At 66.1% G+C, this 26,648-nt stretch carries 21 protein-coding genes and 2 pseudogenes; 8 read left to right on the plus strand and 15 right to left on the minus strand.

Features of this window, described 5'->3' with window-relative positions; genetic code table 11:
* Positions 1-72 precede the first annotated feature (72 nt).
* Complete coding sequence (locus BLV94_RS18285) at positions 73-1,218, plus strand: Glu/Leu/Phe/Val dehydrogenase dimerization domain-containing protein (protein WP_244163628.1); 1,146 nt, start codon at positions 73-75, stop codon at positions 1,216-1,218.
* Here the strand turns inward: BLV94_RS18285 and BLV94_RS18290 are convergent.
* From BLV94_RS18290 to BLV94_RS18330, 9 genes and pseudogenes are all read right to left on the minus strand, one after another.
* Positions 1,154-2,524, minus strand: coding sequence for an MFS transporter (locus tag BLV94_RS18290; RefSeq protein WP_072946818.1), 1,371 nt, complete (start codon positions 2,522-2,524; stop codon positions 1,154-1,156). The genes BLV94_RS18285 and BLV94_RS18290 overlap by 65 nt on opposite strands.
* Before the next feature lie 115 nt (positions 2,525-2,639).
* Positions 2,640-2,966, minus strand: coding sequence for an HNH endonuclease (locus BLV94_RS51800; RefSeq protein ID WP_072946916.1), 327 nt, complete (start codon positions 2,964-2,966; stop codon positions 2,640-2,642).
* Between the two features lie 42 nt (positions 2,967-3,008).
* A pseudogene (locus BLV94_RS51805) lies at positions 3,009-4,146 on the minus strand (RNA-guided endonuclease InsQ/TnpB family protein).
* Between the two features lie 229 nt (positions 4,147-4,375).
* Positions 4,376-6,109, minus strand: coding sequence for a CocE/NonD family hydrolase (locus BLV94_RS18305; protein ID WP_072946819.1), 1,734 nt, complete (start codon positions 6,107-6,109; stop codon positions 4,376-4,378).
* A gap of 21 nt (positions 6,110-6,130) precedes the next feature.
* Positions 6,131-7,072, minus strand: a complete 942-nt coding sequence (locus BLV94_RS18310; protein ID WP_072946821.1) for an MBL fold metallo-hydrolase — start codon at positions 7,070-7,072, stop codon at positions 6,131-6,133.
* 1 nt (position 7,073) lies between these two features.
* On the minus strand, positions 7,074-8,000 hold the full coding sequence (locus BLV94_RS18315; RefSeq protein ID WP_072946823.1) for an alpha/beta hydrolase: 927 nt from the start codon (positions 7,998-8,000) through the stop codon (positions 7,074-7,076).
* 4 nt (positions 8,001-8,004) lie between these two features.
* Positions 8,005-9,126, minus strand: coding sequence for an FAD-dependent oxidoreductase (locus BLV94_RS18320; protein ID WP_072946824.1), 1,122 nt, complete (start codon positions 9,124-9,126; stop codon positions 8,005-8,007).
* 51 nt (positions 9,127-9,177) lie between these two features.
* Positions 9,178-10,131: a phosphotriesterase family protein gene (locus tag BLV94_RS18325; RefSeq protein WP_072946825.1), complete on the minus strand. Its 954-nt coding sequence runs from the start codon at positions 10,129-10,131 to the stop codon at positions 9,178-9,180.
* 52 nt (positions 10,132-10,183) lie between these two features.
* A complete protein-coding gene (locus tag BLV94_RS18330; protein WP_072946826.1) occupies positions 10,184-11,170 on the minus strand; it encodes a phosphotriesterase family protein in 987 nt (328 codons plus the stop codon).
* 148 nt (positions 11,171-11,318) lie between these two features.
* Between BLV94_RS18330 and BLV94_RS18335 the strand changes: the two genes are divergently transcribed.
* Positions 11,319-11,906, plus strand: a complete 588-nt coding sequence (locus BLV94_RS18335; RefSeq protein WP_072946827.1) for a TetR/AcrR family transcriptional regulator — start codon at positions 11,319-11,321, stop codon at positions 11,904-11,906.
* On the opposite strand, the gene BLV94_RS18340 is transcribed toward BLV94_RS18335, so the two are convergent.
* Positions 11,903-12,358, minus strand: a complete 456-nt coding sequence (locus BLV94_RS18340) for a LysR substrate-binding domain-containing protein (protein ID WP_244163629.1) — start codon at positions 12,356-12,358, stop codon at positions 11,903-11,905. The genes BLV94_RS18335 and BLV94_RS18340 overlap by 4 nt on opposite strands.
* A gap of 489 nt (positions 12,359-12,847) precedes the next feature.
* Here BLV94_RS18340 and BLV94_RS18350 point away from each other — a divergent pair, with 489 nt between their 5' ends.
* Positions 12,848-14,668: a zinc ribbon domain-containing protein gene (locus BLV94_RS18350; protein ID WP_072946828.1), complete on the plus strand. Its 1,821-nt coding sequence runs from the start codon at positions 12,848-12,850 to the stop codon at positions 14,666-14,668.
* A gap of 811 nt (positions 14,669-15,479) precedes the next feature.
* On the opposite strand, the gene BLV94_RS18360 is transcribed toward BLV94_RS18350, so the two are convergent.
* Together BLV94_RS18360 and BLV94_RS18365 are read right to left on the minus strand one after the other, a co-directional pair.
* The gene (locus tag BLV94_RS18360; RefSeq protein WP_072946830.1) at positions 15,480-16,265 is read right to left on the minus strand and encodes an HpcH/HpaI aldolase/citrate lyase family protein; all 786 of its coding nucleotides are present in this window, start codon (positions 16,263-16,265) and stop codon (positions 15,480-15,482) included.
* Positions 16,265-17,506 (minus strand): CaiB/BaiF CoA transferase family protein, encoded by a 1,242-nt coding sequence (locus tag BLV94_RS18365; protein ID WP_072946832.1) that lies wholly within the window; start codon positions 17,504-17,506, stop codon positions 16,265-16,267. Before BLV94_RS18365 ends, BLV94_RS18360 begins: the two co-directional genes overlap by 1 nt.
* A 178-nt stretch (positions 17,507-17,684) precedes the next feature.
* Between BLV94_RS18365 and BLV94_RS18370 the strand changes: the two genes are divergently transcribed.
* Positions 17,685-18,605, plus strand: coding sequence for a LysR family transcriptional regulator (locus tag BLV94_RS18370; protein WP_072946918.1), 921 nt, complete (start codon positions 17,685-17,687; stop codon positions 18,603-18,605).
* Between the two features lie 26 nt (positions 18,606-18,631).
* Here the strand turns inward: BLV94_RS18370 and BLV94_RS18375 are convergent, their stop codons facing one another.
* Positions 18,632-19,459 carry an HpcH/HpaI aldolase/citrate lyase family protein gene (locus BLV94_RS18375; RefSeq protein ID WP_072946834.1) on the minus strand — a complete coding sequence of 276 codons (828 nt, stop codon included), beginning with the start codon at positions 19,457-19,459 and terminating at the stop codon, positions 18,632-18,634.
* Positions 19,456-20,565: a PrpF domain-containing protein gene (locus tag BLV94_RS18380; RefSeq protein ID WP_174705545.1), complete on the minus strand. Its 1,110-nt coding sequence runs from the start codon at positions 20,563-20,565 to the stop codon at positions 19,456-19,458. Before BLV94_RS18380 ends, BLV94_RS18375 begins: the two co-directional genes overlap by 4 nt.
* Positions 20,566-20,992: 427 nt before the next feature.
* Here BLV94_RS18380 and BLV94_RS48765 point away from each other — a divergent pair, with 427 nt between their 5' ends.
* The gene (locus BLV94_RS48765) at positions 20,993-21,265 is read left to right on the plus strand and encodes a hypothetical protein (RefSeq protein ID WP_143051405.1); all 273 of its coding nucleotides are present in this window, start codon (positions 20,993-20,995) and stop codon (positions 21,263-21,265) included.
* The gene (locus BLV94_RS18385; protein ID WP_072946836.1) at positions 21,262-22,647 is read left to right on the plus strand and encodes an SLC13 family permease; all 1,386 of its coding nucleotides are present in this window, start codon (positions 21,262-21,264) and stop codon (positions 22,645-22,647) included. Before BLV94_RS48765 ends, BLV94_RS18385 begins: the two co-directional genes overlap by 4 nt.
* Before the next feature lie 183 nt (positions 22,648-22,830).
* On the opposite strand, the gene BLV94_RS18390 is transcribed toward BLV94_RS18385, so the two are convergent.
* Positions 22,831-23,475, minus strand: coding sequence for a TetR/AcrR family transcriptional regulator (locus BLV94_RS18390; protein ID WP_072946837.1), 645 nt, complete (start codon positions 23,473-23,475; stop codon positions 22,831-22,833).
* Positions 23,476-23,714: 239 nt separating this feature from the next.
* Between BLV94_RS18390 and BLV94_RS18395 the strand changes: the two genes are divergently transcribed.
* Positions 23,715-24,491, plus strand: a complete 777-nt coding sequence (locus tag BLV94_RS18395; RefSeq protein WP_083395604.1) for a hemerythrin domain-containing protein — start codon at positions 23,715-23,717, stop codon at positions 24,489-24,491.
* Between the two features lie 189 nt (positions 24,492-24,680).
* Positions 24,681-25,637, plus strand: a pseudogene (locus tag BLV94_RS52110) (serine/threonine-protein kinase); the annotation flags it as partial.
* Between the last annotated feature and the right edge of the window lie 1,011 nt (positions 25,638-26,648).

Below are 26,648 nucleotides of genomic sequence, written 5' to 3' on the forward strand. Positions count from 1 at the left end.
CTTTCGGCCCGGACGTCGAGCATCGTGACTGTGCGCTTCGGGCGAAGCAACATCTTCGAAAGGCATGACCGTATGAGACTCGACAAGACATTGTGCTGGGACGGCGAACTGACGGTGACGCGGCATGACAGGGAAACCGGGACGTCCTTCATCATCCGCTTGGACTCGACCCGACTCGGACCTGCCGCCGGTGGCACCCGCGCGGCACAGTACGCCTCCTTCGGTGAGGCGCTCGACGATGCCGGCCGACTCGCGGGTGCAATGACGTTGAAGATGGCCGTCAGCAACCTGCCGATGGGCGGTGGCAAGTCGGTCATTGCGCTCCCGGCTCCGCGCAATGAGATCGACCAGGGCACATGGAAACGCATCCTTGTTCTGCACGCCGAGAACATCGACAAACTCGGGGGCAACTACTGGACAGGGCCCGACGTCAATACCAACTCCTCGGACATGGACCTTCTCAACGACACCACCGAGTTCGTCTTCGGCCGCTCCACCGCGCGTGGCGGTGCCGGTTCCAGTGCATCAAACACGTCGTTGGGCGTCTTCGAGGCGATGAAGGCGACTGCCCTGCACCGAGGACTCGGGACGCTCGACGGTCTCACCGTGCTCGTTCAGGGCCTCGGCGCGGTCGGCAGCGGACTGGCCGTCCTCGCGTCGCAGGCCGGGGCGCGCCTCCTCGTCTCGGATACCGACTCCGAGCGGTTGGCCTGGGCTCGGCAAGCCGGTCACGATGTTGTCGAGATCGATAACGTCCGGTCCACGCCCTGCGACATCTTCGCGCCGTGCGCGATGGGCGGGGTAATCGACAGCGCGGTCGCCGGTGAACTGCCCGCCTCCGCAGTGGTCGGCGCCGCGAACAATATCCTTGCCGACGACGAGGCGGGCGACATCCTCCACCAGCGCGGTGTCACATACGCGCCCGACTTCGTCACAAACGCAGGCGGCGCATTTCACTTGGTCGGCCGCGAAGTCCTCGGCTGGAGCGAGGAGACAGTCGGAGCACGCACCCGACGCATCGGAGACACACTTGCCGAGGTCTACTCGATCGCCGAGAGCGAGGACATCGACACCGATCGTGCCGCGCGAATCCTGGCTCGTCGCCGGATCGAGACAGCAGGCACCCATCCCCCGCACACCCGAACCGCGGGGATCAGCGTGGACCCGAAGGCGCGGGCACGGCCCACGCGCTCCCCTGTTCGCGATCGAGCACGGTGACCGCCTTGTTCTTCAGCCCGAAGATGTAGACCAGCAAGCTGACCCCGATCACGACCGTCACGTAGACAATGAACCAGCCGACCTGGCCGGCCGACTTCGATGCCTGGTACAGGAGCGGCGCCGTACCGCCGAAGACGGAGTTCGCGAGCGCATAGCCCAGTCCCACACCCAGGGCACGGATGTCGGCGGGGAACAGCTCCGCCTTCACGATCGCGTTGATCGAGGTGTACCCGGTGAGGATGATGTAGCCGACCGCGACCAGCGTGAACGCCACCAGCGGCGAGGTGGTCTTCGGAAGGTAGGTGAGCAGGACGTAGGTGTAGAGGACCCCACCCACACCGAAGAAGATCAGCAGCGGCTTGCGCCCGACGTGGTCGCTGACGATGCCGCCGACCGGCTGCAGCAGCAACAGCAAGATCAGCCCCAGCAGGTTGATCCACGTTGCCGTCAGCGCCCGGTCGTCCCCGAAGGTGGACTTCACAATCGCCGGCGCGTTGACACTGTAGGTGTAGAACGCGACCGTGCCGCCCGCGGTAATGAGGAACACCAGCAGCAGCGGACGCCAGTGTTCGGTGAACAATGCCGTCAAGGAACCCGCTGTCCGGTCCTCACCCGCACGGATGGCCTTCAGATGCGACTCGCTGAGCGACTCGTCCATCGAACGCCGAATCCACAGCACCACCAGGGCGGCGACGCCGCCGATGAAGAAGCCGATCCGCCATCCCCAATCGTGCAACGCCTCGACATCGAGAACGCTGAGCGCGATCAGGAGCGTGAACTGCGCGAGGACGTGACCGCCCACGAGGGTCACGTACTGGAAGGACGACAAGAAGCCACGCCGATTCGCGGTTGCCGCTTCGGACATGTACGTCGCCGAGGTGCCGTACTCGCCACCCGTGGCAAATCCCTGCACGAGCCGGGCGACGACCAGGATGACCGCCGCCCAATACCCGATGGTGTCGCGTGTCGGCATGACTGCCACCAAGAAGGAGCACGACGACATGATGGTGATGCTGAGCATCAGAGCCGCCTTGCGGCCACGACGGTCAGCGAACCGGCCGAAGAACCAAGACCCCACCGGTCGCATGACGAAGGTGACCGCGAAGATCGCATAGATGTACACCGTGGAGTTGGAGTCGTTCTCGTCGAAGAACTGTGCCTCGAAATACGTTGCGAAGACCGTGTAGATGTACACGTCGTACCACTCGACGAGGTTTCCTGCCGAACCCTTCATCGTGTTGAGCACCGCCCGCCGAGTGCTCGTCGGAGCGCGGGTTGGACCGGACGGAGTCGCGTCATCGATCATCCGTCGACGATAACGGATCGACCGACCACACCTGGTCGAGTCACGCAGGGGCGGACCAATTCACTCCCCGCTGCGTGTCTACTCCGATCACGACAGTCCGGCGCCGTGGCTCGCATCAGTCACTGCTCCGGCAGCGTCGTAGTTGGCTGGACAGGTACCGCCTGGCACGGCGATGACCACCCACGTTCTCGAGTTCGATGTCCAGCGCGTTCAGGAGCGTCGCGAGCAGGGTCGCCTGTGGAGCCCATCCATGGCGACGCCGGCACTGCGCGAGCCAGTCGACCGGACCGATGTGGCCGCGGTCCGCGTTGCACCGCCGGCACGCGGCGGCCTCATTGGCCACGATGCTGGGCCCGCCTTTGAGTCGCGGCACCAAATGTTCGGTGGTCGGCGGATTGACGTCCTCTCGGCCTGAACGACCGAGATTCCCCGCGAGACTCACGTCCCGCGGTTCCTGTTTCACCGACAGCTGCCGTCCCGCACGTTAGGTGCGGGGTGGTCTCACACCGTCTCCGCAGGCTGCCACCGCCAGTCCGACGGCCAAAATATTCCTCGCCGCATTCACATCCCGATCATGGACGACGCCGCATCGGCACGCCCACTCCCGCACATTCAGCGGCATCGCCCCGGCGATCACCCCGCACACCGAGCAGGTCTTCGACGACGGACAGAACCGATCGATCACCACCACCCGCCGCCCATACCAGTCGGCCTTGTACTCGAGCATCGACCGGAACTCGGACCACCCCGCATCCGAGATCACCCGAGACAACGACCGATTCTTCACCATATTCCGCACACTCAGATCCTCGATGGCGACCACTTGATTTTCGCGCACCAAACGAGTGGAAAGTGTGTGCAGATAATCGCGACGCCGATCAGCGATCCGACCATGAATCTTCACGACCTTCAGTCGGGCCTTCGCCCGATTACGCGATCCCTTCTCCTTCCTGGCCAGCACATGCCGTCGCCAGCCGCTCACGATCCCTACGCTCATGGCGCGGGTTGGTGATCTTCTCCCCCGTCGAGAGCGTGTACAGGCTGGTGATCCCGGCATCGAGCCCGACCACCCGATCGACCGGCTCGAGTTCGCTGATCGTGTCCTCGACGAGGATCGAGATGTGGTACTGACCACGAGCATTACGCGACACCGTCACCTGCGACGGCACCGCCCCCTCCGGTAGTGGCCTCGACCACCGAATATCCAACGGTTCGGACTGCTTGGCCAACCGGACCTCCCCACCCCGGTAGGTGAAGCAGTTCGAGAAGTAGGTCGCCGACTCCTTCGACCGCCCCTTCCTCTTGAACTGCGGGTAGCCGGCCTGCTTGCGCCAGAACCTCTCGAACGCACCCTGCAACTGCCGCAGCGACTCCTGCAACGGCCCCTTCGACGGCTCCGCCAACCACTCCGTCTCAGCATCCCGCTTCCACCCGGTGAGCATCTTCGACGTATCGCTGTAGGTCACCCGTCGCTGCTCCTGCGACCACGCCCGCGACCGCTCGGCCAACGCCCGGTTGTAGACATACCGGGTGCACCCGAACGTCCGAGCAAGCTGTTCCGCCTGCACCGCAGACGGATAGAAACGGTACTTGAACGCCCGCTTCACCACCCTCCCCGCCATAACCCAGACACTAGCCACACGGTCCGACAAACCAGATCGGCTATCCCGGCCCTGAAGGACCGGGTTTGCGCCGAAAGACTCACGAATCAACGGCCCGAAACGCCGACCACACCACAGGCATCGCCCACCCTGCCGGTCGACGGCGAGGGCGAGTCTGGCGGTGCGGTCCACCAGTCGATCGTGACCGAATGACTCGGCCGGCGCCAGTGCTCGGCCGACACCGCTGTTGCTACACCGTCTCCTCCGACGTGCGCGTCGTGAACGGCAACACGAGGCGAGACGGGTGGTCGGCGTCCCGGTAGATCTTGTGGGTCACGGGGCGGCCGACCGGCAGGTGGAACGCATCCGGTGGTAGCAGCGCGTTGTGCTCGTCCGCCAGCGTTTCGGCGTTCGACAGTTCCACCACCAGACGATGCCCCGGCCGGAATGTCGCGGCGAAGGGGTAGAGGCGCAGCACATACTCCTCGATCGTCCCCGGCTCGACCGGCAGCGCGCGGGTGTGTGGGTGGTGCGGGTTGCCCTCGGTAGTGCGCTCGTCGAGTTCGCGGTGCGAGGCCTTGAGGTACCCGGAGGTGATCAGCTGGCGTTGACCGCTCGGTGCGTAATCCCACAGGCGCAGAATGAAATTGGAGTCAGGTTGGTCGATCTCCGCGAAGAGGTGCGCGGCTCCGGTGCCGATCAGTTCCGTGGGCTTCTCGAACGGCGCTGTCTCCCATTTCAGGATCTCGACCTTGTCGGTGACGGTCAGCGGCGCCTGATAAAAGCCGTCCGGGGCGGCGTACCGGGCGGCCATCGGTTCGGGGTCGGTGGACAGCTTGCCGCGCGGTCGCAGGTACAGCGACCGGTACTCCACATCCTTCGGCGGCCACTGGTCACCGGTGACCCATTCGCGTGCGCCCTCGACGTGGACGGTGACCGCCGGCTCGTCCATCACACCGTTGTCGATGCCCTTGATCCAGTAGTCGTACCAGCGGAACATCTTGTCGTGTTCCTCGATGAACGGCCGCGACTGCATGGGTGGGTACGGGCCGATATCGAGTTTCTTCGGTCCCTGCAGCGCGTCGAACAGCGCGATCGTGCCGTCCACCGTCCAGCCGCGACCCTGATCGATCTGTAGATAGACGGGGATGTCGATGCTCGGGGCCAGCGTGATGGGGTTTCGTTCCTCGTACCACTCGCCGTCCAGGTCGTTCATCACGATGTCGAACCAGGCCTCGTGGTGATTCGGGTAGTTCAGCACGTGCACCAGGTTCGGCCAGGCGGCCACATCCGGATCCTCCAGGCGCGCCGCGACGCGCTTCCTCAGCTCGTCCGGGGAGCACGTCTCGACCATGCGGGACGTGACGCTGTCGGTGAAGGCCCAGCCGGAGTCGCCTCCGCGGCCCTCGCGGGCGGCACGTGGCATGAACCACATGATGCCGCCGTGATAAGTGGTCTCGTAGAAGTCGAAATGACCGCCGCTGACGAAGATCGCTTTCAGGTGCGGCGGCCGCTCCGCGGCGGCGAGCACCTGCATCGACCCGAAGTAGGAGATGCCGATCATGCCGACGTTGCCGTCGCACCACGGCTGTTCGGCGACCCACTCGATGAAGTCGTACGCGTCCTGGCCCAGGGAGACGCCGCCGGCGTTGTAGTTGCCGATGTGCTCGCCCTCGGAGGCGCCGGAGCCGCGCAGATCGCCGATGACGTGGACGTAGTCCTCTTCGACGACGCGGGCGATGTCGCCGGCTTCGATGCAGCCGTCCCACATCGGGGAGGGGCGACGCTGCGGCGGTGTGGTGAGGGCGAGTGCCTGCAGCTCTTTGCCGTACGGGCTCAGCGCCACCAGCGCCGGTCGTGGTGTGTCGTCTACGCCGTGGTAGGCGTCCGCTGCCAACTCGATGCCGTCTCGCATCGGGACGCGGAGATCCTTGCGGATGTGGATGGTCTGTCCACCCGCGTCGAACGTCTGGAACTCGGCCATGGGGCGCGACTCCTTTCTGTGTCAGACTTTCTGGGTGTACTGCGTGCGGTAGCCGTGCAGCGTCGTGAAGAACGGGGACGGTTCGAGGGTGGGATCGCCGTCGTAGCCGAGGTCCTCGGCCACCGGGGTGAACGGCGAATACGGCGAGTCGATCTCGCGTAGGCCCCCGCACAGGCACCGATGGGCTGCGCCGCGGACGTCGCCTTCGATGTCGAGGCTTTCGTGGAGCGCTTCGGCGGCCTGGTCCCGGTCGAGTTCGACGCCGTAGGCGACCCCGTCCGCCCGCCGGTAGGGATGCCCGAGGTACAGGTGGTTCGGGCGGATCTCGTCCCGCAGGTACTCCAGGCTCGACCGGTAGGCATCCGAATTCTCGTAGCCGGGGAATCCATTGGCCGCTCCGTGGACCTGGACGGCGTCACCGACGAACACGGAGTTCCGACCGTCCACGACGTAGGCCACCGATCCCGGTGTGTGGCCGGGGATGGAATGCACCGAGACGGTGACACCTCCTCCGAGCGACAGGGTCTCGCCGCCGCGGACCAGCATCGTCGGTTCCATCTCACCGGAGATCACCGCTTGCGTCGCCGCGATCTGCTTCGCCTCACCGTCGGGGTCGTGCAGGTACTGCCCACGCACCGACAGGTACTCGTCGACGTGCGCCTGCCGTGAGCGCAGCAGGTGCGCGTCGGCCTCGTGGATGACGACCTGGGCGCGCCTTCCGGTGAGTTCCCACAGCGCGTGCGCCCCGCCGATATGGTCGATGTGGCCGTGGGTCAACAGGATCCATCGGACGTCCTCGATACGGCGTCCGAGGGCCTCGAGGGCGGGCGCCATGCCCTCGGTGGGCGACGTCGCGATGCCGGTGTCGACGATCGCCGGCTCCGGAGCATCGATGTAGAAGCTGTACAGCCCGAACCGGCCCCAGGGTGAGACGAGCGGGTGGATGGTCCCGTCCTTCGCCACGTCACTCCCCCGGCCGCGTCAGGAACTCGGCCGTCTCCTCGAAGGCCCGGTGGAACTCGGAGATCCACGAGAAGTTTTGGACGAAGCCGTGATTGGCGCCGGCGTAGCGACTGACCGTGGCCTTCACCCCGGCCTCGTTCAGACGCGCGCCGTAGAGCTCGCCCTCGTCGCGCATCGGGTCGAACTCGGCGGTGACGATCAGGGCCGGCGGCAGGCCGGTGAGGTCGCCGCGTTTGATGGGCGAGACGCGCGGGTCGGCGGGGTCGGCGCCGCTGTCGAAATAGAACGCGTTGAAGGGTGTCAACCCGGCCGTCTCCACACCGTAGCCTTCGGCATTCTCCCGGAGGGAGTCGTAGCGGTCGACGTCGAAGTCCAGGTCCAAGGACGGATAGAACAGCACCTGATGCGTGATGCGGTCGAACCCCTCGTCGTGGGCCGTTGCGGCGACGGCCGCGACGAAGGTACCGCCGGAGCTGTCGCCCGCGATCGCAAGGGTATCGCCGTCCCAGCCGAGGCTCTCGCCCAGCTCCACGACCCAGCGGACCACCGCATCGCAATCGTCCAGTCCGGCCGGGAATTTCGCCTCGGGTGCGCGCCGGTAGCCGACGGAGATGACCTTCAGTCCGGTTTCGACGGCCAGGTTCCGGGCGACGTGGTCGTGGGTGTCGAGGCTTCCGAGGAAGAACGCGCCGCCGTGGAAGTAGACGAGCAATCCGAACGCGTCGGCCTCGACCGGGGTGTAGATGCGGATCGGCACCTCACCCACGCGCGTGTGTGCAGACGTGTCCTCGACGGTGTGCAGGGGCAGGCGCTCGTCGATCGGAGCGACCTGCGACTCTTCGATCGCGCGCAGGACGGCCGGGTCGAGCGAGTCCGGCGGAGCCGGCAGTGTGCTGAGGACGTCGGCGATGGCGGGGTGAAGGGTCATCGTGTCACGCCTGCGCCCGAGCGGTGGGCTTCTGCCCCGGGAAGACGTCGTCGACCTCGTCCTCGGTCCAGCCCTGACGGGAGATCCGCTGCAGTTCGTCGGTGACCGGTTTGCGGGTGGCCTGGTAGAGCGCCAATGCCCCGGCGACGGTGTCGGCGTCCCGCAGGGCGTCGGCGAGTGCGCCGGCGTCGAGGATCGCCGAGTTCGCGCCCTGACCCTGGTGGTGCAGCATCGAGTGGGCGGCGTCGCCGACGAGGACCGCCGAATCGGAATGCCACGTGTCGACCGGGTCGATGTCGTACACGCCGCGGGTGTTGACGATGCTCATGTCGAGGTCGCGAGTGATGTCGACGATCCTCGGGTCGAAGCCGTCGACGGTGGCGAGCATGTCGTCCTTGGATACCTGTGGCGCCCAGTTGCTGTCGGGGCACAGGGCGGTGATGTCGAAGGAGACCTGGCTGCGGTGGCGCAGGGGCAGCAGATACACCTTGGTGCCCTTGCCGATGTACATGCGTAGGTTGTCGTCGACGACCATGCCGTGGGCGTCGGCGACATCGATGACGGCGCGGTAGGCCCGCTCGCCGGAGAACACCGGTTCGTTGTCGCTGAAGAGTTGTCGGCGCACCACGGATTTGATGCCGTCGGCACCGACGACCAGATCCGCTTCGACGGTCGTGCCGTTCGTGAAGGTGAGCAGGGAACGCTCGCCGCGGTCCTCGACGGTGGCGAGTTTGTGGCCGAGCTCGACCATGCCGCCGGGCAGGACACCCACGAGGGCCTCGATGAAGTCACCGCGGTGGATCAGGTGAGTGTGGGTTTTGACGGTGTACTCGTCCATACCCGGCCACGATTCCTTCATGATCGGTTCGCCCGTGGCGGTGAGGATCTCGAAGTAGTCGCTCGGTGAGCTGACCTTCGCAATCGCGTCGAAGATGCCCCACTGGCGGAAGCGGTCCATGGTGGAGGGGCGCAGGCCGATGCCGGCGCCGACCTCACGGATTTCGGTGGCCTGCTCGTACACGGTGACGTCGGCGCCGAGCAGGCTGAGGGCCTTGGCGGATGCGGCGCCGGCGTACCCGGCGCCGATGACGGCGACGGTCAGATTCTTCAGATGCGTGCTCTGCATGGTGGTGTCTCTCTGGGTGGGCGCACCGGTGCGCCGAAGGTTCGAGGTGGGTCAGGTCTGGATGGTCAGGAAGTCGGCCGGGTTCTCGACGAAGAGCGTGGTGATGGTCGCCTCGTCCAGACCTGCTTCGCGCAGATCCGGGATGAGGTCCTCGAACAGGTAGTTGCAGGTGTGACCCTTGACTCCGGGCCAACCGAGTGGGCTGCAGTTGGCGTCGACGCCGGCGAGCGCCTGATCGAGGTGACCGGCGGCGAGGAACCCGAGGAAGTGGTCGAGGCGTTCCTTGCGCGGGCGGGCCCAGAACGGCGGGTCCTCGAGTTCGGTTTCGTAGCCGAAGGTGTCGAAGCCGACGCGGCCGCCCTGTTCGGCGATCCACCGGTCGCGTGTCTTCGAAGCGTTGACTCCGTCGTCGGCATGCCCGAACAGCACGCGGTGCAGCGGGAGTCCTTCTTCGGTGAAGATCGCGATGGCGTTCTCGGCGTCGATGGCCAGGTGGGTCAGGATCGGTACGCCGGTCTCGAGTGCGGCGCGAGCCGCGGCCCGGTAGATGCGCTTGTCGAGGTCGGTCATCTTGCCGCCGCGGCTGACGCCGACCTTGATGACTCCGGCGCGGCTGCCGGTGTTGCCGATGCCGACGGTGATCTCGTGGACGAACTGCTTGGTCAGGTAGTCGACACTCGCGCGTTCGAAGAAGGGCAGGGCGGTGTCGCCGCCGACGAAGCCGGTGCAGGCGACGATGTGGACGCCCGTCTTGGCGGACAGCGACTTGTAGTAGTCGATGTCACGGCCGTTGCAGATTCCGGTGACGTCGACGAAAGTCCCGCCCCCGTACTCGTGGAACTTGCGCAGTTTCGGTACGGTCTCCTGGTACCGCTCCTCGGGGGTCTTCCACCACCTCGTATCCAGCTCGGAGCCGGGCATGCCGTATCCGATGTGCTCGTGGACGGCGACGATGCCCAACTCTTCGGTCGGGATCGATCCCAGGACGGTGTTCACTCTTGACACAGGCAGTTCCCCTTCGGGAAGGACGATTCTTCGATGATGTGGGGTCGGGTGCTCAGCGCACCGACAGCAGGTCGCGGGGGTTGTCTGCGAGCATGCGCCGGATGTCGGTGACGCCGAGTCCCTGCGCGGTGAGGCGCGGCACGAAAGTCGACAGGATGTAGCTGAACGGCAGATCGAGACCCGGCTCTCCCAGCGACACACCGGTGGCGTTGCTCGACAGGAGGATTCGGTCGCCATGACCGGCGTCGACCAGTTCGCGGATCAGGGTGGCGCGCTCGGCGTCGGTGACGTGTATGCCGCCGTCCGCACCCACGTGGTCGAGGGCGACGTAGGCTCCGCGGCGGGCGATCTCGAGCGGCGCGCCGGCGTCGACCGCATCCCTGCGGTCGAGTCCGCCGACGACGACGCGGTCGGCCTGCAGGCCCTCGCCCACAACGATCCCGAGGTCGTGCACCGCGTCCTTACCGAAGCGGAGAGAGACCGGTACGCCGGTGTCGCGGGCGGTTCGGGCCGCGGCACGGACGAGGTTTTCCTCGGTGGCGGTCATGCCGTCGGGATTCGCGGCGGTAGCCACCAGGCCTGCGGCACCCCGGCGTTCCACCCGGGGAACCACCATGCCCTCGGCGATCTCCCTGGTGAAGAGGTCGGCGAATTTGTCTGCCGGCCACGGCGTCGGCGGATTGGTCTGCGGCGTCAGGAAGTATCCGCCGAGCATTTCCTCGGGTCCCATGCCCGTCGACGCGACGATGTGCACTCCGGTCGTGCGTGAAAGCGCTTCGTAGAGCTTGACATCGCGGCCGTGGAACATGCCGGTGCTGTCGACGATCGTCCGCCCGCCGTGGTCCCGGAATTCGGTGAGCTTCCCCACCAGCACCTCGAAGGTCTCGGCGCGGTCCGGGGTGATGTCGAATGCGTGCTCCGCGCCCGGGACCACGGACAGCAGCGCTTCGTGAACCGAGACGACCCCCAGTTCGTCGGCGGGAACTGGGCCGAGAACGGTGTGGACGGTGTTTCTCTCGGCGGTCTGGGAGCCCTTCATCGGCACTTCCTTTCGTCAACGTCATGTGCGCATGACGTGGTACTCACCACAGTAGCCACTCACATTACAAAGCGTCAAGTGAATTGCTTACCAGTTGGGTGAATGGGCTACCTGATTCGTGGGTGGACTGCGGCTACAATCTGAGGTCATGTCGCTCCGCGCCGCACAGAAGCAAATGACCTACGACCTTTTCCTCGCCAAAGGGCTCGAGCTGTTCGGTACGAAGGGCTATGTCGCAACCACGATCGATGACATAGCCAGCGCCGCGGGATCGACCCGGACGACCTTCTACCTGCACTTCTCGTCCAAGGCCGACGTGATGAGCGCGCTGCTGACGAAGGTCGACGCACTACTCACCGCTGCCGACGACCCCACGCTCACCGCGGTGGTGGCCTCGGGCTCGCGTGACCAGATCCAGGAGTGGCTGGACCGCAAGTTCTCACAGTGGGACGAGATCAAGCCCTATCTCACCGCGTCCTACCAGGCAGCCCAGGAGCCGGACGTCGCAGCCAAGACCGAGCAGTGGTTCGAGTCCGCCGTCGGCGACATGACGGCGGGACTGGACCAGGCCAAGCGGTTCCCTCCCGGTCGGCGCCGGATTCGCTGCGTGCTCGCGTTTGGTCAGCTGGAGTACCTCTCGCGCCGCTACTTCGCGGTCGGCTGGCAGACTCCCCGCGAGGCGTGCCTCGACGAACTCACCGACTCCTGGTGCCACCTACTTGCGTCGGACGACTAGAACTCGAAAGCCGTCGCGTCGACGAGGATCTCCCGCAACCAGGCGATGAACGCCGCATCCGCCAGACGCGGATTCCACACCATGTCGATCCGCAACGGCGAGACCGGCAGCGGGAACTCCTCGATACGGAGGTCCACCCGTTCCCGCATCGCGACAGCAACCCGGAATGTGTGCACCGCCACCCCGCCTGCCGACGCGACCATGTGCGGGATGAGCAGGTGGTCGGAGATCAATTGCCCGATCCGGTAGTGCACGCCGTGCGCGTCCATCGCGGCGTACGGCGCCACCCGGTGCCGGGAGTCGTAGGTGACATGGGGCAGCGACGTGAGCAGATCCAGTGCGGATACCCCGGGATCGCTGTCCGGATGGGCGATCACCACCCAGCGATTCTCGTACAGGCGCTCGCGCGGGTACGGCGATGTGAACGCCTCGGACAGGAGTACGACGTCCACGCCGTCGTCGGTGAAGTCGCTCGGTTGCGGCTCTCAACTGTTGACGTAATGTCTGATACCTCCTGTTCCTTCCTATTGCTATCGAATCATGCACATCGGCAAGCCGGCGGCATACCTGAATAGTCGGTGGTGGGGGTCCGGAAGGCCGCGTCGGAGGGCCGGTTACCCTCTCGGCGTACAGGTTCCGGTCAGCAGTCGTCGATCGGGAGGATCTCGATGTCTATCTGGGTCCACCTATCGGAGAGTGTTCCAGCAGAGAGTGCGGAAGCGTTGTACTGCCGGGTGTCCGGCTCGGCCGGTCGGGAATCCTCACTCGCCGATCAGCAGTGATGTGGCGGGATCGGTTGGCGCGGTTCTCCGGTGGCGTGGATCGAGCGTTATCTGTCGGTGGTCGGCGTTAAGGTCGAGGTCCTGCGGGAACATGAGGACACGTCGCTGGTAGAGGAGCTGTTGGATGACTAAATGGCACGGTGGGAGAGGGACTAGCTGATGGCCGGTACCGGATACACTGCGCTGCGGCAGTTCTCGTTCACCACCCGCCCCCACCTGGCGGTCGACGACGCGACCGGTGAGCCGATCGGACTCGACGACCTCGACATTCGCGCCGGGTGGATGCTCGACCTGATCTCCGGTGCCGAAGCCGAGCTGATCTCGCGGCTGTGGCAACCGGTCACCTTCGATGTCCTCGCGACCGGTCGTGACAGCCACGGCCGGGCACTACCGAAGCACGGGCATGTCGCGGCCGCCCGCCTCGGCTGGACCCCGCACTACCCGGACGGTGTCTACGCGCCCTCACGAGTCACCCGGGTGGTCACCGCACAAGCGATGGCGACGCTGCGGACCCTGACCTACCGGGATAACGCCATCGCGGCACTGTCGGCCCGATTCGATCCGGAAACCGGCCGTCTGAGCGCACCGAGTTGTGCCGCGGAGTATGTGCCGCCGGGTTTCGCGCGGGGAGTCCGTCGGCAACTGATCGCCCGCACCCGCCGGATCGACGACCCGGACTCGGGTGCAGCGCAGTCCACGCGTCTGCGGATCACCGACGTGCAAGCACCACCCCGAACCTCGGCGATGGCTCGGCTTTCCGCAGCGGATCGACAACTCGCCCACCTCACCGTCACCGACGCCGTCCTGACGTTGACCGTCACACTACCCACCGCTCCCGCCCCGGGAGGACGCGCGCAGTGGCGACGCGTCCGGGTGATTGCCGCCATCCCACCGCACTTGCACGGGCGGCCGATCGCCGAGTGGCATCTCCCGACCCTTCACCTCGACCACCGCGGTCTGCTATTGCGGTGCGCCGCCACCGAAGCGGTCCCCGCCGCCGATCTAACGGCCGGCACGGTCGCGGTAGGGGTGGACTGGTCCCCGTCCACACTCGGTGCCGCCGCCATCACCGCCGACGGCCCGCAAGGGCTGATGTCGGACTATCGGGGCTGGACCTACGACGACCGAGGCCTCGGGACGAAACTGGCCCGCCTGCAATCCGAAGGTCAGCGGCTGCACCGCAAAGCTGCCCGCCTGCGCCGGCTCGCCGCGACCGCACCCCCCGAGGTCCGCGCCCAGCTGGAGGCGAAGATCGCCGTCCTAGACGGGCACCGCACCGCTGTCGGCGCCAAACGGGGAAAGATCAACCGGGAACTGGCGTTTCACTTCGGCCGCCAGGTCACCGACTACGCCACCGCGGCGGGCGCGACGGTGATCGCGGTCGAAGACCTCACCACCCTCGAAACCCGCGGGCACGGGCGCGCCAACAACAATCGGGCCGCGCAATCGGCCCGCCGCAAAGCCGTCGACGCTCTCACGCACACCGCCGCCGGTGTCGGTGTGACGGTGGTGTCGGTACCGGCCCGCGGATCTTCCGCGTTGTGCCCGGGCTGCGACGAACCACTGACTCGCCCCGGCGGCTATCACTCGGCGTGGTGTGGGCAGTGCAAAGTCGGCGGAAATCGTGACCATGTGGCGGGCGTGAACCTGGCCAAGCGGGCATTGCTGGGACGCGGACAAGTCGTTCGGAAACGCGGGGGGAATCCGCAGATCCGGGTGGTCGAGCATGCGCCGGTGCGCCGATGCCGCGACAAGATGTGTCCCACTCCGAGTAGGCCGCGGCATCGCCGGGTCCGTCGCAGTGGTCCCGCCGCGACACCCCGGGTGGGGGTGAACCAGACAAAGATTGTTCCTGCGCCACAAGCGTCGGTGTGGGACACGGTACAACCCGCAACACCGCAGGGTGTTACGGGTAGCCGTGAAGTACATCCATCTCCCACGCCAGCCACGTCAGTGGTAGGAAGTACGAGATCTATGTAGACGCTGAACGAAGTTGCGCACCACCAACCGTAGAGTTCGCCGGCGATCGGGAAGTTCTCCGCGGTCCGCTGATTCATCGGACCGATGACTTCCATCGCGGCCTGCCCCCAGCGCAACATGTTGTCGCGCACCTCACCGGTGAAACCGATCAGGTCCGCGACGACCTCGAGCGGGAAGGCGCGCGCCAACGCATCGATGGCCTCGAACGATCCTCTGGCGACCAGGTCCACGACCAGCGCATCGGCCTTGGTGTGGATCTGATCCCGGAGTCCCCGCAGCGCCCGTGGAGAGAGGTTCTCGGAAAGAGTCGCGCGCAATTCTGTGTGGATCGGCGGGTCCGAGGCCAGCGATGTGCCCTGAAGCGCCTCGTTGACCACGGAATTGAAGCCGATCGTCCGGGACGAGAAGGTGCCCGGGTCGGCCAACGCGTCGCGGATGACGTCGTAGCGGGTCAGGGCATAGACGTCGTTGGCGGGCAGATGTACCACCGCGCCGAGATCGCGGAGTTCGGCGTACGTCGGATAGGGGTCTATCACGACCTCGTCGGCGAAGAGGTCCGTACCGCTACTCGCCGGAGTGCTTCTGTTCATGCCTCCAGTGAAGTGACTCCACTCACATAAATCCAACTCATATTAAGCATGTACGGACATGAACAAGATTGATGCTGTCCGCCCTGCGGTGCTCTCATTCGTGGTCGCGGCACACCGCGGACGCGGGATCCGGTTCGCACATTTGCTGCCACGTGTAGAAGCCGGGATGTCTTCGCCGTCGACTCACTCTGGCTCTACCTGAACAACCGCAACACCCAGGACTACTGGGACTGGAGGATTCTGCGGGCCCGCTCGGCGACGGGCAGATCCACGAACTCGCCGTCCGGCAGCTGGACAGCGGCCCCGCCGGACTCCTCGAAGACGTTCACAACCCTTTGTGCCCAGGCGAGTTCGTCCTCGCTCGGGCTGAAGGCGGTGTGAATGATCGGCAGTTGGGAGGGGTGGATCGCAGATTTGCCGCCGAAGCCGAGAGAGCGGGCGTGTGCGGCTTCCCGGGCGAGTCCGTCGGTGTCCCGCAGGTGGGGGTAAACGCTGTCGATCGGGGGTGCGATTCCCGCAGCCCGGGAGGCGATGACCAGGTGCGATCGCACGTACTGGAGCGGGGTGTCCCCGTCGCCGATGTCGAGGTCTTTCCGGAGGTCGATGCCGCCGAGGGCGAGATGTTCGACGCCGGGTTCGGCGGCGATCGCCAGGGCGTTGGCGACTCCCCTCGCGGTTTCGATCGCGCAGATCAGCGGCGTCCCCGGTGCCCGATCCCGCACCCACCGCACGTCGTCGACCGAGTCGACCTTCGGGATCCGGATGCCGTGAGCACGGTCGGCGACCGCGGCCAGGTCGTCGGCGGCTGGCGCGGTGCCGACGGCGTTGATGCGCACCCACGCGGGGTGGATGGTCAGAGTGTCGGCGACGCGAGCGCGGGCGGCGTCCTTGGACTCCGACGGGACCGCATCCTCGAGGTCGAGGATCACCGCGTCCGCACCGGCATCGAAGACCTTGCCGAGGAGTTTCTCTTTGTGCCCGGGCACGAAGAGGTAGCTGCGGGCCATCAGATGACTCCCCTGTCCTGCAGAGCCTCGATGTTCAATCCGAGTGCGTCGCGGTAGATCTGCGTGTTGTCCTGTCCGAGTCGCCGTCCGGGAAACCGGATGGCGCCGGGGGTGCCCAGCATGCGCACCATGAGGTTCTGCATGGCGATGGGCCCGAGGTCCTCGTCGTCGACAGTGGTGATCACGTCGCGGGCGCGGACGTGCGGGTCATTCATCAGTTGCTCGACGTCGTAGATGGGTGCGAGAGCGGCGCCGACGCGCTCGAACTCGGTGACGACCTCGTCGAACGGGCGGGCGGCGATCCATTTCCCGACCGATTCGTCGAGGAGGTCGCCGTTGCGGCTGCGTTCCCCGGCGGAGGCGAACCACGGCTGTTCGACGAGGTCAGCTCGTCCGACCAGACGCATGACCCGTTCGGCGACGGAGGTGGCGCTGGCCGAGATCGCCACCCACCGGTCGTCCTTGGTGAGGTACGTGTTGCGGGGGGCGTTGTTGGGCGAGCGGTTGCCTTGACGGCCGGCGATCGCGCCGAGCTGGTCGAAGGCGGTGGGGCCCGGGCCGAGGATGCCGACCAGGGGTTCGAGCAGCGAGAGGTCGATGACCTGCCCTTGCCCGTTTCCTTCGGGGCTGTTGCGGTGCAGCAGTGCCGTGACCACGCCGAAGGCGCCGGTGATGCCGGCGACACCGTCGGCGAGACCGAACGGGGGCAGCGTCGGCGGTCCGTCCTCCTCACCGGTCTGGTGTGCGAATCCGCTCATCGCCTCGGCGAGGGTACCGAAGGCGCGACGTTGGGCGTAGGGCCCGTCCTGCCCGAAGCCGGTGACCCGCAACGCGATCAAGCCTGGATTGAGCAGCATCAGCCGGTCGGGTCCGAGTCCCCACTTCTCCAGCACTCCGGGTCGGAAGTTCTCCACGAGCACATCGACGTCGACGACCAGATCCCGCAGGATCTGCTGGCCCTCGGGGGTGCCGAGGTCGAGGGTGATGCACTTCTTGTTGCGCGCAATGACTTTCCACCACAGTCCGTGGCCGTCCTTGTTCGCCCCATGAGATCGGGCGGGGTCGCCCGTCGGGTGCTCGACCTTGATCACCTCGGCTCCGAAGTCGCCGAGCAGCATCGCGGTGATCGGTGCGGCGTACACGGTGCTGATGTCGAGAACTCGAACTCCGTGCAGCGGGCCGCGGTTCGCCTCCCTCGGCGAACTCGCGGTCGGGGTGTCATCGTGTGGATTCACGCTCATGGGCAGTCCTCGGCATTGTCGAGAGGCGATTGAAGCGGGACGGTGGTGATGGCGCCTGCGTGGAAGTCGGGCGGCACGTTTCCCGCGTGTGCGGACTCCAATCTGTCACTACCCCGAGTGAAGTACAATCGCGAGTATCTTGACTCCCTTTAAATTCTTCTAAAGGCAGGTGGCCGACGTGCTCGACACGACGCGGATGTTCACGCTGTGCGAGGTCGCGAAGCACGGCTCCATCACCGCGGCTGCGGCGGCGCTCGGGTACACCACTTCGGCGGTTTCGCAGCAGATCGCCAAGCTCGAGAAGGAGGCCGGGCAACCGCTGCTGGAACGGCATGCCCGCGGCATCATGCTCACCGACGCCGGCCGCTCCATCGTCAAACACACCGAACGGATCCTCATCGAACTCGAGGCCGCGGACGCCGAACTCGCGGAGATCCAGGGACTACGTGCGGGAGAACTGGCGATCGGAACCTTCCCCACGGCCGGATCCTCGCTGCTGCCACTGGTGATCAAGGAATTCAAGACCCACCACCCCGGCATCGACCTGCGCGTCCTCAGTGGACGATTCGCCCAGCTCGTCGATTCGCTTCGCCGCCGGGAGACGGAGCTGTCCCTGTTGTGGGACTACGAGTGGAACCGGATCGACGACCCACTGCTGACGTACCACCACCTGATGAATGATCCGACGCTGCTCCTGGTGTCGGAGAAACACCGCCTCGCCGACCGGGAGTCGATCAGGATCACCGAACTCCGCGACGAGTCGTGGGTGGTGCGCGCCGACGATCACCCGGTTGCCCACACACTCGAACGGCTCTGTCAGCAAGGCGGATTCACGCCCCGGACAAGTTTCCTCGCCCACGACTACGGGGAGGTTCAGGCCATGGTGGGGGTCGAGTTGGGGGTGTCGATCGCGCCGCGGCTGGCCGTCCTCAATCCCCGCCCCGACGTCCGGTCCATCCCGCTCGCCACCCGCTCGCCGCAGCGCCGGATCCTCGTCGCACACCTGACCGAGCGCCGGCTGAGCCCGGCCGCTCAAGCGGCCATCACGCTGTGCATGGCGGCAGCGCGGCGCCTCGAGGAAGGTTTCGCCGACACGTAGGCTCAGGTCGACACGATGATCGCCGGCTACGAGGGGCAGCTGGTGAAGGCGTCGGCGAGATGTGCGATCTTCTCGGCCCTACCGAGCCGCGGCAGGTCGCTGCCGTCCCGGATGACCCGACCGCGCGCATCGAAGTCGGCGAGAAATTCGCGCGCCCAGATGACGTCGGACGGTGCCGGGCTGATGGCCTCGTTGATCACGGGCAGCTGCCCGGTGTCCAGGCACAGTTTGCCGGTCAGACCGAGGGATACCGCGACCGCGGACTGCTCGCGCAGAACGGTGTGGCTGTTGCTGACAGTCGGTCCGTCGATCGGTCCCGGGAGGTCCCCGACCCGGCTCGCGACGACGAGCCGCGATCGCGGATAGACCATGGCGAGATCGTCCGCGCTGGTGCCGGTGTCGCGGCGGTAATCGCCGCTTCCGAAGGCGAGCCGGAAGGCGCCGCGGGCGCGGGCGATGGCGGGCGCTTCCTCGATGCCCACGGCCGATTCGACGAGGGCGAGGACCGGAACGGTGCCGCCCAGTCGATCGAAGGTGTCGGTGACGTGGCCGGCCGCCTCGGTCTTGGCGAGCATCACCCCGGCCAGTCCGGGAAGGCCCGCGAGGCGGTCGACGTCGTCCGACCAGTAGGGGGTGGTGTGATCGTTGATCCGGACCCAGGCCGAATGCTCCTCCAGCCACGTCGCGACGCCCTCGCGGGCGTGCGGTTTCCGTTTCGGGTCCACGGCGTCCTCGATGTCGAGGACGATCTGGTCCGCGGGAGATCGGCGGGCCTGCTCGAAGGTCTCGACGCGGGTCCCGTTCACCAGCAGCCACGAACGCGCGATCCCCGCGAGGTGCTGTGGCCGGGTCACCGTGCGGATCCCGCCAGCACGGCGGCCGGGGAGGCGACGAACAGTTCGGCGGCCGCGATGCGCCGTGCCGCGCGGTGCAGTGAGACCGTCTCGATCACCCCGTCGGGGGAGGTGGTGAGGTCGATGTCGAGGACACCAGCGGCCGTTCCCAGTCGCAGCGAGCCGGGCCACCGCACCCGGGCGTTGTCGGCGACCACTCCCCCTTTCACCGTGGCGGCCGCGGCGACGGCGACGGCCGATGTCAGGCCGATCGCCGGATGCGGGGCGAGCATGGACAGCATGCGGACCGAGACGTCGTAGTCCGCACCAGCGATGTCGATGCCCGCGCTGGTGCGATAGTCCCGCGGTGGGCCGATCACACCGACCTTCGGAATGGCATGCGAGATGGGGTCACCAGGCTTGCTCAGTCCCATCCGCAGCGACGATTCGCGCCGCAAGGCCACGAGAACGGAGAGGTGGTCGGCGATCACCGAATTGTCCTCCGCCCCGCTCAAGCCCAGATCGGCGGCGTCGAACAACGCAGCCGGTGCCCCGGCAGCCACCATCGTGCCCCGGTAGCGGCAATCACCGAGCGTGATCGAATCGGACGCCGAGCCGGTGGGCAGGATCGCCGTGCCGGAGGCCAGGCCGGTGAAGGTCAGGGCGACCGGAACGCCGAGCGCACTGGTCCCCGGCACGGCGGCATCTCCCTCGGTGGGGATCACCCCGCCCGGGGTGGCGATCTCGGCGGTGAGGATCGCACCGGTGTTGGTGTTGCGCATCCGCACGATCGTCGTCGCACTGTCGACCGCGACGAGTCCGGACTGCAGCGCATACAACCCGATCCCGGTGGCGCAGTTTCCGCAGTTGCTGCCCCACTCGACCCGGCGATCACCGATCGCGACCTGCGCGAACAGGTATTCGACGTCGATGCCCGGCTCGGCGGATCGGCGCACGATCGCGGCCTTGGATGTTGTCGAGCTGCCACCGCCCACGCCGTCGAGCTGACGGGGATCACCCGACCCGAAGGCCGAGGTGAGTATGGCGTCGAGCCCGCCCGCCTGCTCGACCAGAGGGTCGACATCAACCGCGTTGAAGAGCCAGCACTTGCTGGTGCCCCCTCGCATCCAGGTTCCACGGAGTGTGAACACCGCCCGGCCGCCTTTCGTTCGTGACGAAGTCTGAGGCACCGCCGAAGGCTCTGATCGGGGTAAGGGAACTGAATCTCCAGCGGTGACACCATCAACCCTGCGCCCCACCTGGGTGGAGCACAATTTCGAATATGAGGACGACCCTTAAGAGTGGCTTACATTGCTGGGTCGAGCGCCTTCGTAGGACGGCGCACCCACCCACCGGCGGCGCGGTGTGACCTCGGGCGCCACCGTTCGTCGAGGTCGACGACCCACAGCGACGCCACCAGCACGACGATCACCTGGGCACGAAGCCGTCGGCATGACTTAAGCAGAACTGAACCCCCGGGTAGAAACGTGACATTGTTCTGAACATCTGTCGTCTCTAACGTGATGTAGGACATGATCGACGAGAGGATGTGACATGCGAACCACGAGCCCGCTACCCCCAAGCGAAGACGTTCCCGCCGACCGGGACCGGGCCTGGAAGCTGTCCACCGAACTGGTCGATTCCACCGCGCCCGTTCTGACCCCGCACCGTGACCCCGTCACAAGTCGGGAGACGCCGCACACGCACCCCCTGGCACCGCCATTCAGTGCCCTCGGACGCGTCGAGGCCCCCATTGTTCACGCAACCGGAACAGCCGACGACCAGGCAGGCGACCCTGCCGGACAGCAAGCGAAAGAACGACCATGACCTCCATCGAAATACTCCCCCTGATCGCCTTGGTCGCGATGTTCGTGATCGCCACCATCTTCCCCATCAACATCGGCATCCTGGGCTTCATCGGAGCCTTCCTCGTCGGCGCCTTCGCCCTCGGTTACGACGACAAGGAAATCCTCGCCGCATTCCCGAGTTCGATCGTGCTGACGATCATCGGCGTCACCTACTTCTTCGGCATGGCCAAGAGGAACGGCACCATCGACCTCCTCGTCAACGCCTGCATCCGCGCAGTCGGCGGCCGGACGGTGATCGTTCCCTGGGTGTTCTTCTTCTCCGCCTCCGTGCTGACGGCACTGGGCACCTTCAGCCCCGCAGCGGTCGCGCTGATCTCGCCCGCGGCGATGTCCTTCGCCGCGCGCACCCGGATGAGTCCGCTCGTGATGGGCATCATGACGATCAACGGCGCCCACGCCGGCGCGTTCTCGCCGATCTCGGTCTCCGGTGTCCTCGTCACCGACATCGTCAACTCCAGCGGCCTGACCATCGCACCCTGGACGCTGTTCTTCGCCAGCTACGGCATCAACCTCCTGCTGTCGGTGCTGACCGTGGTCGGCTACTCGGTCCTCGCCCGAGTCCGCGACCTCGAGTACACCGCCACCGGGACCAGCGACGAAACCGGCAGCGGTACACCGCGTCCCACCACCGTTGGGGCACCGGATCGGACGCCGACCACCGGCGGTACAGGCGCGTCGGGCGGGACGCAGGTACTCACTCGCGGGCAGACGGCGACCAGCGTCGTGCCCGACGCACACCCCGTGACCCGGGTCCAGAAGCTCACCCTGTTCCTCATCGCCACCGTGCTCGTACTCGTGCTGGTGCTGCATCTGCCGATCAGCTTCGTCGCCATCGCCGCCGGCGCGGTCCTCGCCTTCACCGATCTGTCGAAGCAGAACGAAGCCATCGCCGGCATCAGCTGGTCCACCGTCCTACTCGTCGCCGGCATGGTCACCTACATTTCGATCATGGAGGAAATGGGCACCATCGACCACCTCGCCGAAATGGCCATCACCGTCGGCGCACCACTGCTGGTCGCGTTCGTCCTGTGCTACGTCATCGGCGTCACGTCCGCGTTCGCATCCTCGACCGCACTGCTCACCGCGATCATCCCGCTCGCCCTGCCCCTGCTGCAGACCGGCGCACTCCCCGTCGTCGGAGTCGTCGCGGCGCTGGCGATCTCGGCGACCGTCGTCGACGTGTCCCCGTTCTCCACGAACGGCGCCCTCGTCCTCGCCAACGCACAGAACATCGAACGCCCCGCGTTCTACCGCCAGCTTCTCCTCAACGCAGGCATCGTCGTCGCAGTCGCACCTGCACTGTGCTGGTTCATCCTGGTAGCCGCCCCTGCACTGTTCTGAGCACGCCAGACAAGGGCCGCGACCGCCACCTCATCCGAGGTGGCGGTCGCGCTCGTAGCACCCGCGTGCCGGCGGCCACCTCTGCAGCCCCGGTCACCGGCCTGTCGGACTGAATGGTGCTGTACACACTTCAGCCACATCCTCGCCGGTGGGTCCAGGTACTGACCGGCTCCCGAGCACTCCCTACCCCTGCGTGCACAGGGCGGCGATGATCGTTCGCGTCATCCAGTCCGAGTATCGGTCGAGTGTCCATCCCCGTTCCAGGACGAGTCGCTCGTAAGTGTCTATCGCGAGGTAGTTCCACAGCACGTCGCGTACCTCGTCGAGTTCGATGCCGGCACGAAGTTGGCCTGTCCCCGCGAGGTGGCCTCCGATCATCGTCATCGCGGTCAATCCCTCCTCGCTCAGTTGCCGCCAGACCGGGATGAGCGAGTCGTCCACGTGCCGTCCGTCGCGAATGAGAATTTGCACCTTGGCCGACCGTTGCTGCCGCCGCGCCACTGCGTGGATGAACATCTCGATCTTGCGGCGCACGTCCGGCTCTTCGAGCATCGCCCGCTGCTCCGGGCGGTCGGCGACCGACACCGGCTCGTCGTCACCGGCGATCACGAAATCGAACACCGCCTTCGCCAGGGCCGCCTTGCTACCGAAACTCTTGTACAGGCCCTTCACCGAGACACCGCCCCGATCGGCGACCGCCGCGAGTGTCGTGGCCCGGAAGCCGTCGCGCTCGAACAACTCCTTCGCAGCCACGACCACGGCACGCCGTCTCGCGCGCGCCCGCTCCTGCCTGCCGGACACGTCGTAGCGCCTCTTGACTTCGACCATCGCCGCTCCGGTAATTTAAGTACAACCTGATTGAACCCAATGTATCAGGGCTGATGCCACAGCACCGCAGTCGCAACCGGGTGCACAGCAGGCGGCCGAATCGGGACGGATATGCGACATACCTGTCGGCCGAATCGAGAGAGTGCGTCCAGCCCTGTCGAAACCGCGTAAGTCGTTGGTCGGCAAAACGATGCGGTACAACGTGATCGCGCGGTGCGGACGAGGGGAGGGAAAGGGACATGGAAAACCTGCATGAGCCCGCCGATACACGAAGCATGGGGATCGTCCACAGCGCTCTGCGCCGTGACTTGGAACGAACCCGATTGGTGCTCGCGTCTCCGCCGTATCCGGACGGCAGACGTCGTCGAGCGCTCGCAGGGCACGTCGTGTGGATGATGCACGTCCTGCACATGCACCACACCGCCGAGGACGCCGGACTCTGGCCACTGATCCGGGCCAGGAATCCGTCTGCGAGTGGCCTGCTCGACCAGATGGATGCCGACCACCAGCGGATCGCCCCAGCCATCACCACCGTCGAGGAGGCCGCACGAGCCTACCGTCACAGTGAGTGCGCACGTGAACGGTTGCGCAATGCGATCGCTGGACTCAACGACGTCTTGTTGCCGCACCTGCAGCGTGAAGAATTTGAGATGATGCCGGTCGTCGGCGCTACCATCACCACCGCCGAGTACCTCGCCGTCGAGAACGAGTACTTCGTCAAACCAAAGAGTTTCACCGAGCTGGGCGCCGAGGGACCCTGGATCATCGATGGGGCTTGCCCCGACGACCGCGACGTGATCTTGCATGTGATTCCTGCGGTCCCACGCTTCGTACTTCTGCACACCTTCGGCCGGAGCTACCGCCGTAAGGCCACCCTATTGTGGGAGGACGGGCCGGCGGCTGCTGTACCGCCGCTGAAAGCCTCCGTGAGGGACGCGGGCATCCCACCAGCCGAGCCCACCACGAGACGGAACCAGGCGGATCGGTATCCACAGATTGGACCTGCGCCAATGTGAAGCTGGGCCTACCTACCGATGGAGCCGGGACTTAGGGTTGACATGAAACAACCATGCGGTCTGTAAATCCGAGGAGGGCGCGGTGACCTGTCGTGGTGGTGCTCGTATGACTTGTTGCGGTGACCGGCGCAGACCGAAGTGGTTCCTCCGTCATCGTTGATGCCCCAGGTCGAGAAATTGAGATAACCCATGTCCGAGAACGACCCGCTGGCAACCCAGCGTGATCCCGTTTCGGGGTTCACGGCCGACTTGGTTGCAGACGGGTTCACAGATGCAATCGAGATCGGACGGGGTGGCTTCGGCATCGTGTATCAGTGCCGGCAGCCTTCTCTGGACCGCACGGTCGCGATCAAGGTGTTCACCGCCGACGTAGATCCGGACGACCGCGAGAGGTTTATCCGCGAACAGCATGCGATGGGCAAACTGTCGGGCCACCCGAACATCGTCGACATCTATCAGGTCGGGGCTACCCGGAGCGGCCGACCCTACATCGTGATGCAGTACCACCCCGGCGGTTCGGTAGAGGAGAGAATCCAGCAGGCCGGCCCGTTCGAGTGGGGTGATGCGATGGGCCTCGGGATCAAGCTGGCCGGTGCACTCGAGGCTGCACACCGGAACGGAATACTCCACCGCGACGTCAAGCCCGCAAACATCCTGCTCACCGACTACGAAGAACCACAGTTGACCGACTTCGGTATCGCGCGCATCGCCGGATGCTTCGAGACGTCCACCGGCACGGTCACGGGTTCGCCCGCATTCACAGCCCCGGAGCTACTCGAGGGTGAGCCGTCCACACCGTCATCGGACGTCTACGGACTGGGCGCGACGTTGTTCTGCGCAATCACAGGTCACGCCGCTTTCGAACGCCGGAGCGGCGAGCAGTTGATTGCCCAGTTCCTGAGAATCACCACGCAGCCGATTCCAGACATTCGTGTGGCGGGTATTCCGCCGAAGATGTGCGCTGCCATCGAACGGGCCATGGCCACCAGTCCCGTCGATCGTCCCGACACTGCCGCTGAGTTCGGGGCCGAACTCCAAGAGATTCAGCGTGGGTGCGGGCTCAACGTCGACAAGATGATCGTGCCCGGCACAACTGCTACTCCTTCGCCCGCAGGTGAGGTCCTTCGACGGGCGACGCCCTCGGGCGACACGCGGTGCCGTCGCGCGGTCGACGACCTGGAACGCGGTCGAGCAGCCTACCGAGCACAGGTGTGGGACGAGGCGTATTCGCGGCTCAGCCGCGCAGACGAAACGGCGGCCTTGGATCCGGACGATCTCGAGGCCCTCGCCGAGGCCGCCCACCTCACCGGCCGGCCAGAGAGCAGCGTCGAGGCACGGAGCCGGATCTACACCTACCGGGTGGACAACGGTGACGACCCCGGCGCCGCCATGTGCGCGATCCGAATCCACCTGGTGTCGATGCTGCACGGCGACATATCCCCGGCCATGGGATGGCTCTCCCGTGCACAACGGCTGCTGCAACGGGAGCCGGAGTGCGCGGTGCACGGCTATCTGTCCCTAGCTCAGGCCGAGGGTGCGTTCCATACCGGCAACCCGGACAGTTCACTCGAGCTGGCGCGCCGCGCAACGACAATCGGCACACAGTTCACCGATCCCGATCTGGTCAACGTCGGCCTGCACCAGGCAGGTCGCGCCCTCGTCGCGCTCGGTGACATCTCAGGAGGCACCGCACTACTGGACGAGGCCATGATCGCCGTGGCCGGCCACGAGGTGAAACCAGTGAGCTCCTGGTGGATCTACTGCAGCTCGATCAACACCGCCGAATACATGTCGGACTTCGGCCGCGCCAGCACGTGGACATCCGCATTCGAGAAATGGCTGGGAACCCAGCACGGTGCCACGGCCGTCTCCGGCTCGTGCCGGATGCACCGATCCCGGATCCTGCGCCTGCACGGATCCTGGGCCGACGCCGAACACGAAGCACGGCAGGCCTGCGCGGAGCAGAACGGAACCGTCGCCATGGATGCGGGCCAGGCCTGGTACCAGATCGGCGAGATCCGGCGGTTGGTCGGTGACCTCACCGCAGCGGAGGAAGCGTTCGGGCACGCCGGCGCCTACGGCTGGGATGTGCAGCCCGGCATGGCACTGCTGCGAGCCGCGCAGGGCCGCACCGACGCAGCCGCCGCCGGTCTCGCC

The sequence above is a fragment of the Rhodococcus koreensis genome (genome assembly GCF_900105905.1).
GTDB classification, from domain to species: Bacteria; Actinomycetota; Actinomycetes; order Mycobacteriales; family Mycobacteriaceae; genus Rhodococcus_F; species Rhodococcus_F koreensis.

What these genes read in the sequence shown, in the direction of transcription:
- BLV94_RS18360 (WP_072946830.1), bottom strand. Translation starts at nt 16,265, where the DNA reads ATGGCCCGCAGCTACCTCTTCGTGCCCGGGCACAAAGAGAAACTCCTC.
- BLV94_RS18285 (WP_244163628.1), top strand. Translation starts at nt 73, where the DNA reads ATGAGACTCGACAAGACATTGTGCTGGGACGGCGAACTGACGGTGACG.
- BLV94_RS48765 (WP_143051405.1), top strand. Translation starts at nt 20,993, where the DNA reads ATGCGAACCACGAGCCCGCTACCCCCAAGCGAAGACGTTCCCGCCGAC.
- BLV94_RS18320 (WP_072946824.1), bottom strand. Translation starts at nt 9,126, where the DNA reads ATGCAGAGCACGCATCTGAAGAATCTGACCGTCGCCGTCATCGGCGCC.
- BLV94_RS18305 (WP_072946819.1), bottom strand. Translation starts at nt 6,109, where the DNA reads ATGGCCGAGTTCCAGACGTTCGACGCGGGTGGACAGACCATCCACATC.
- BLV94_RS18335 (WP_072946827.1), top strand. Translation starts at nt 11,319, where the DNA reads ATGTCGCTCCGCGCCGCACAGAAGCAAATGACCTACGACCTTTTCCTC.
- BLV94_RS18395 (WP_083395604.1), top strand. Translation starts at nt 23,715, where the DNA reads ATGGAAAACCTGCATGAGCCCGCCGATACACGAAGCATGGGGATCGTC.
- BLV94_RS18290 (WP_072946818.1), bottom strand. Translation starts at nt 2,524, where the DNA reads ATGATCGATGACGCGACTCCGTCCGGTCCAACCCGCGCTCCGACGAGC.
- BLV94_RS18380 (WP_174705545.1), bottom strand. Translation starts at nt 20,565, where the DNA reads ATGCGAGGGGGCACCAGCAAGTGCTGGCTCTTCAACGCGGTTGATGTC.
- BLV94_RS18330 (WP_072946826.1), bottom strand. Translation starts at nt 11,170, where the DNA reads ATGAAGGGCTCCCAGACCGCCGAGAGAAACACCGTCCACACCGTTCTC.
- BLV94_RS18315 (WP_072946823.1), bottom strand. Translation starts at nt 8,000, where the DNA reads ATGACCCTTCACCCCGCCATCGCCGACGTCCTCAGCACACTGCCGGCT.
- BLV94_RS18385 (WP_072946836.1), top strand. Translation starts at nt 21,262, where the DNA reads ATGACCTCCATCGAAATACTCCCCCTGATCGCCTTGGTCGCGATGTTC.
- BLV94_RS18365 (WP_072946832.1), bottom strand. Translation starts at nt 17,506, where the DNA reads ATGAGCGTGAATCCACACGATGACACCCCGACCGCGAGTTCGCCGAGG.
- BLV94_RS18390 (WP_072946837.1), bottom strand. Translation starts at nt 23,475, where the DNA reads ATGGTCGAAGTCAAGAGGCGCTACGACGTGTCCGGCAGGCAGGAGCGG.
- BLV94_RS18350 (WP_072946828.1), top strand. Translation starts at nt 12,848, where the DNA reads ATGGCCGGTACCGGATACACTGCGCTGCGGCAGTTCTCGTTCACCACC.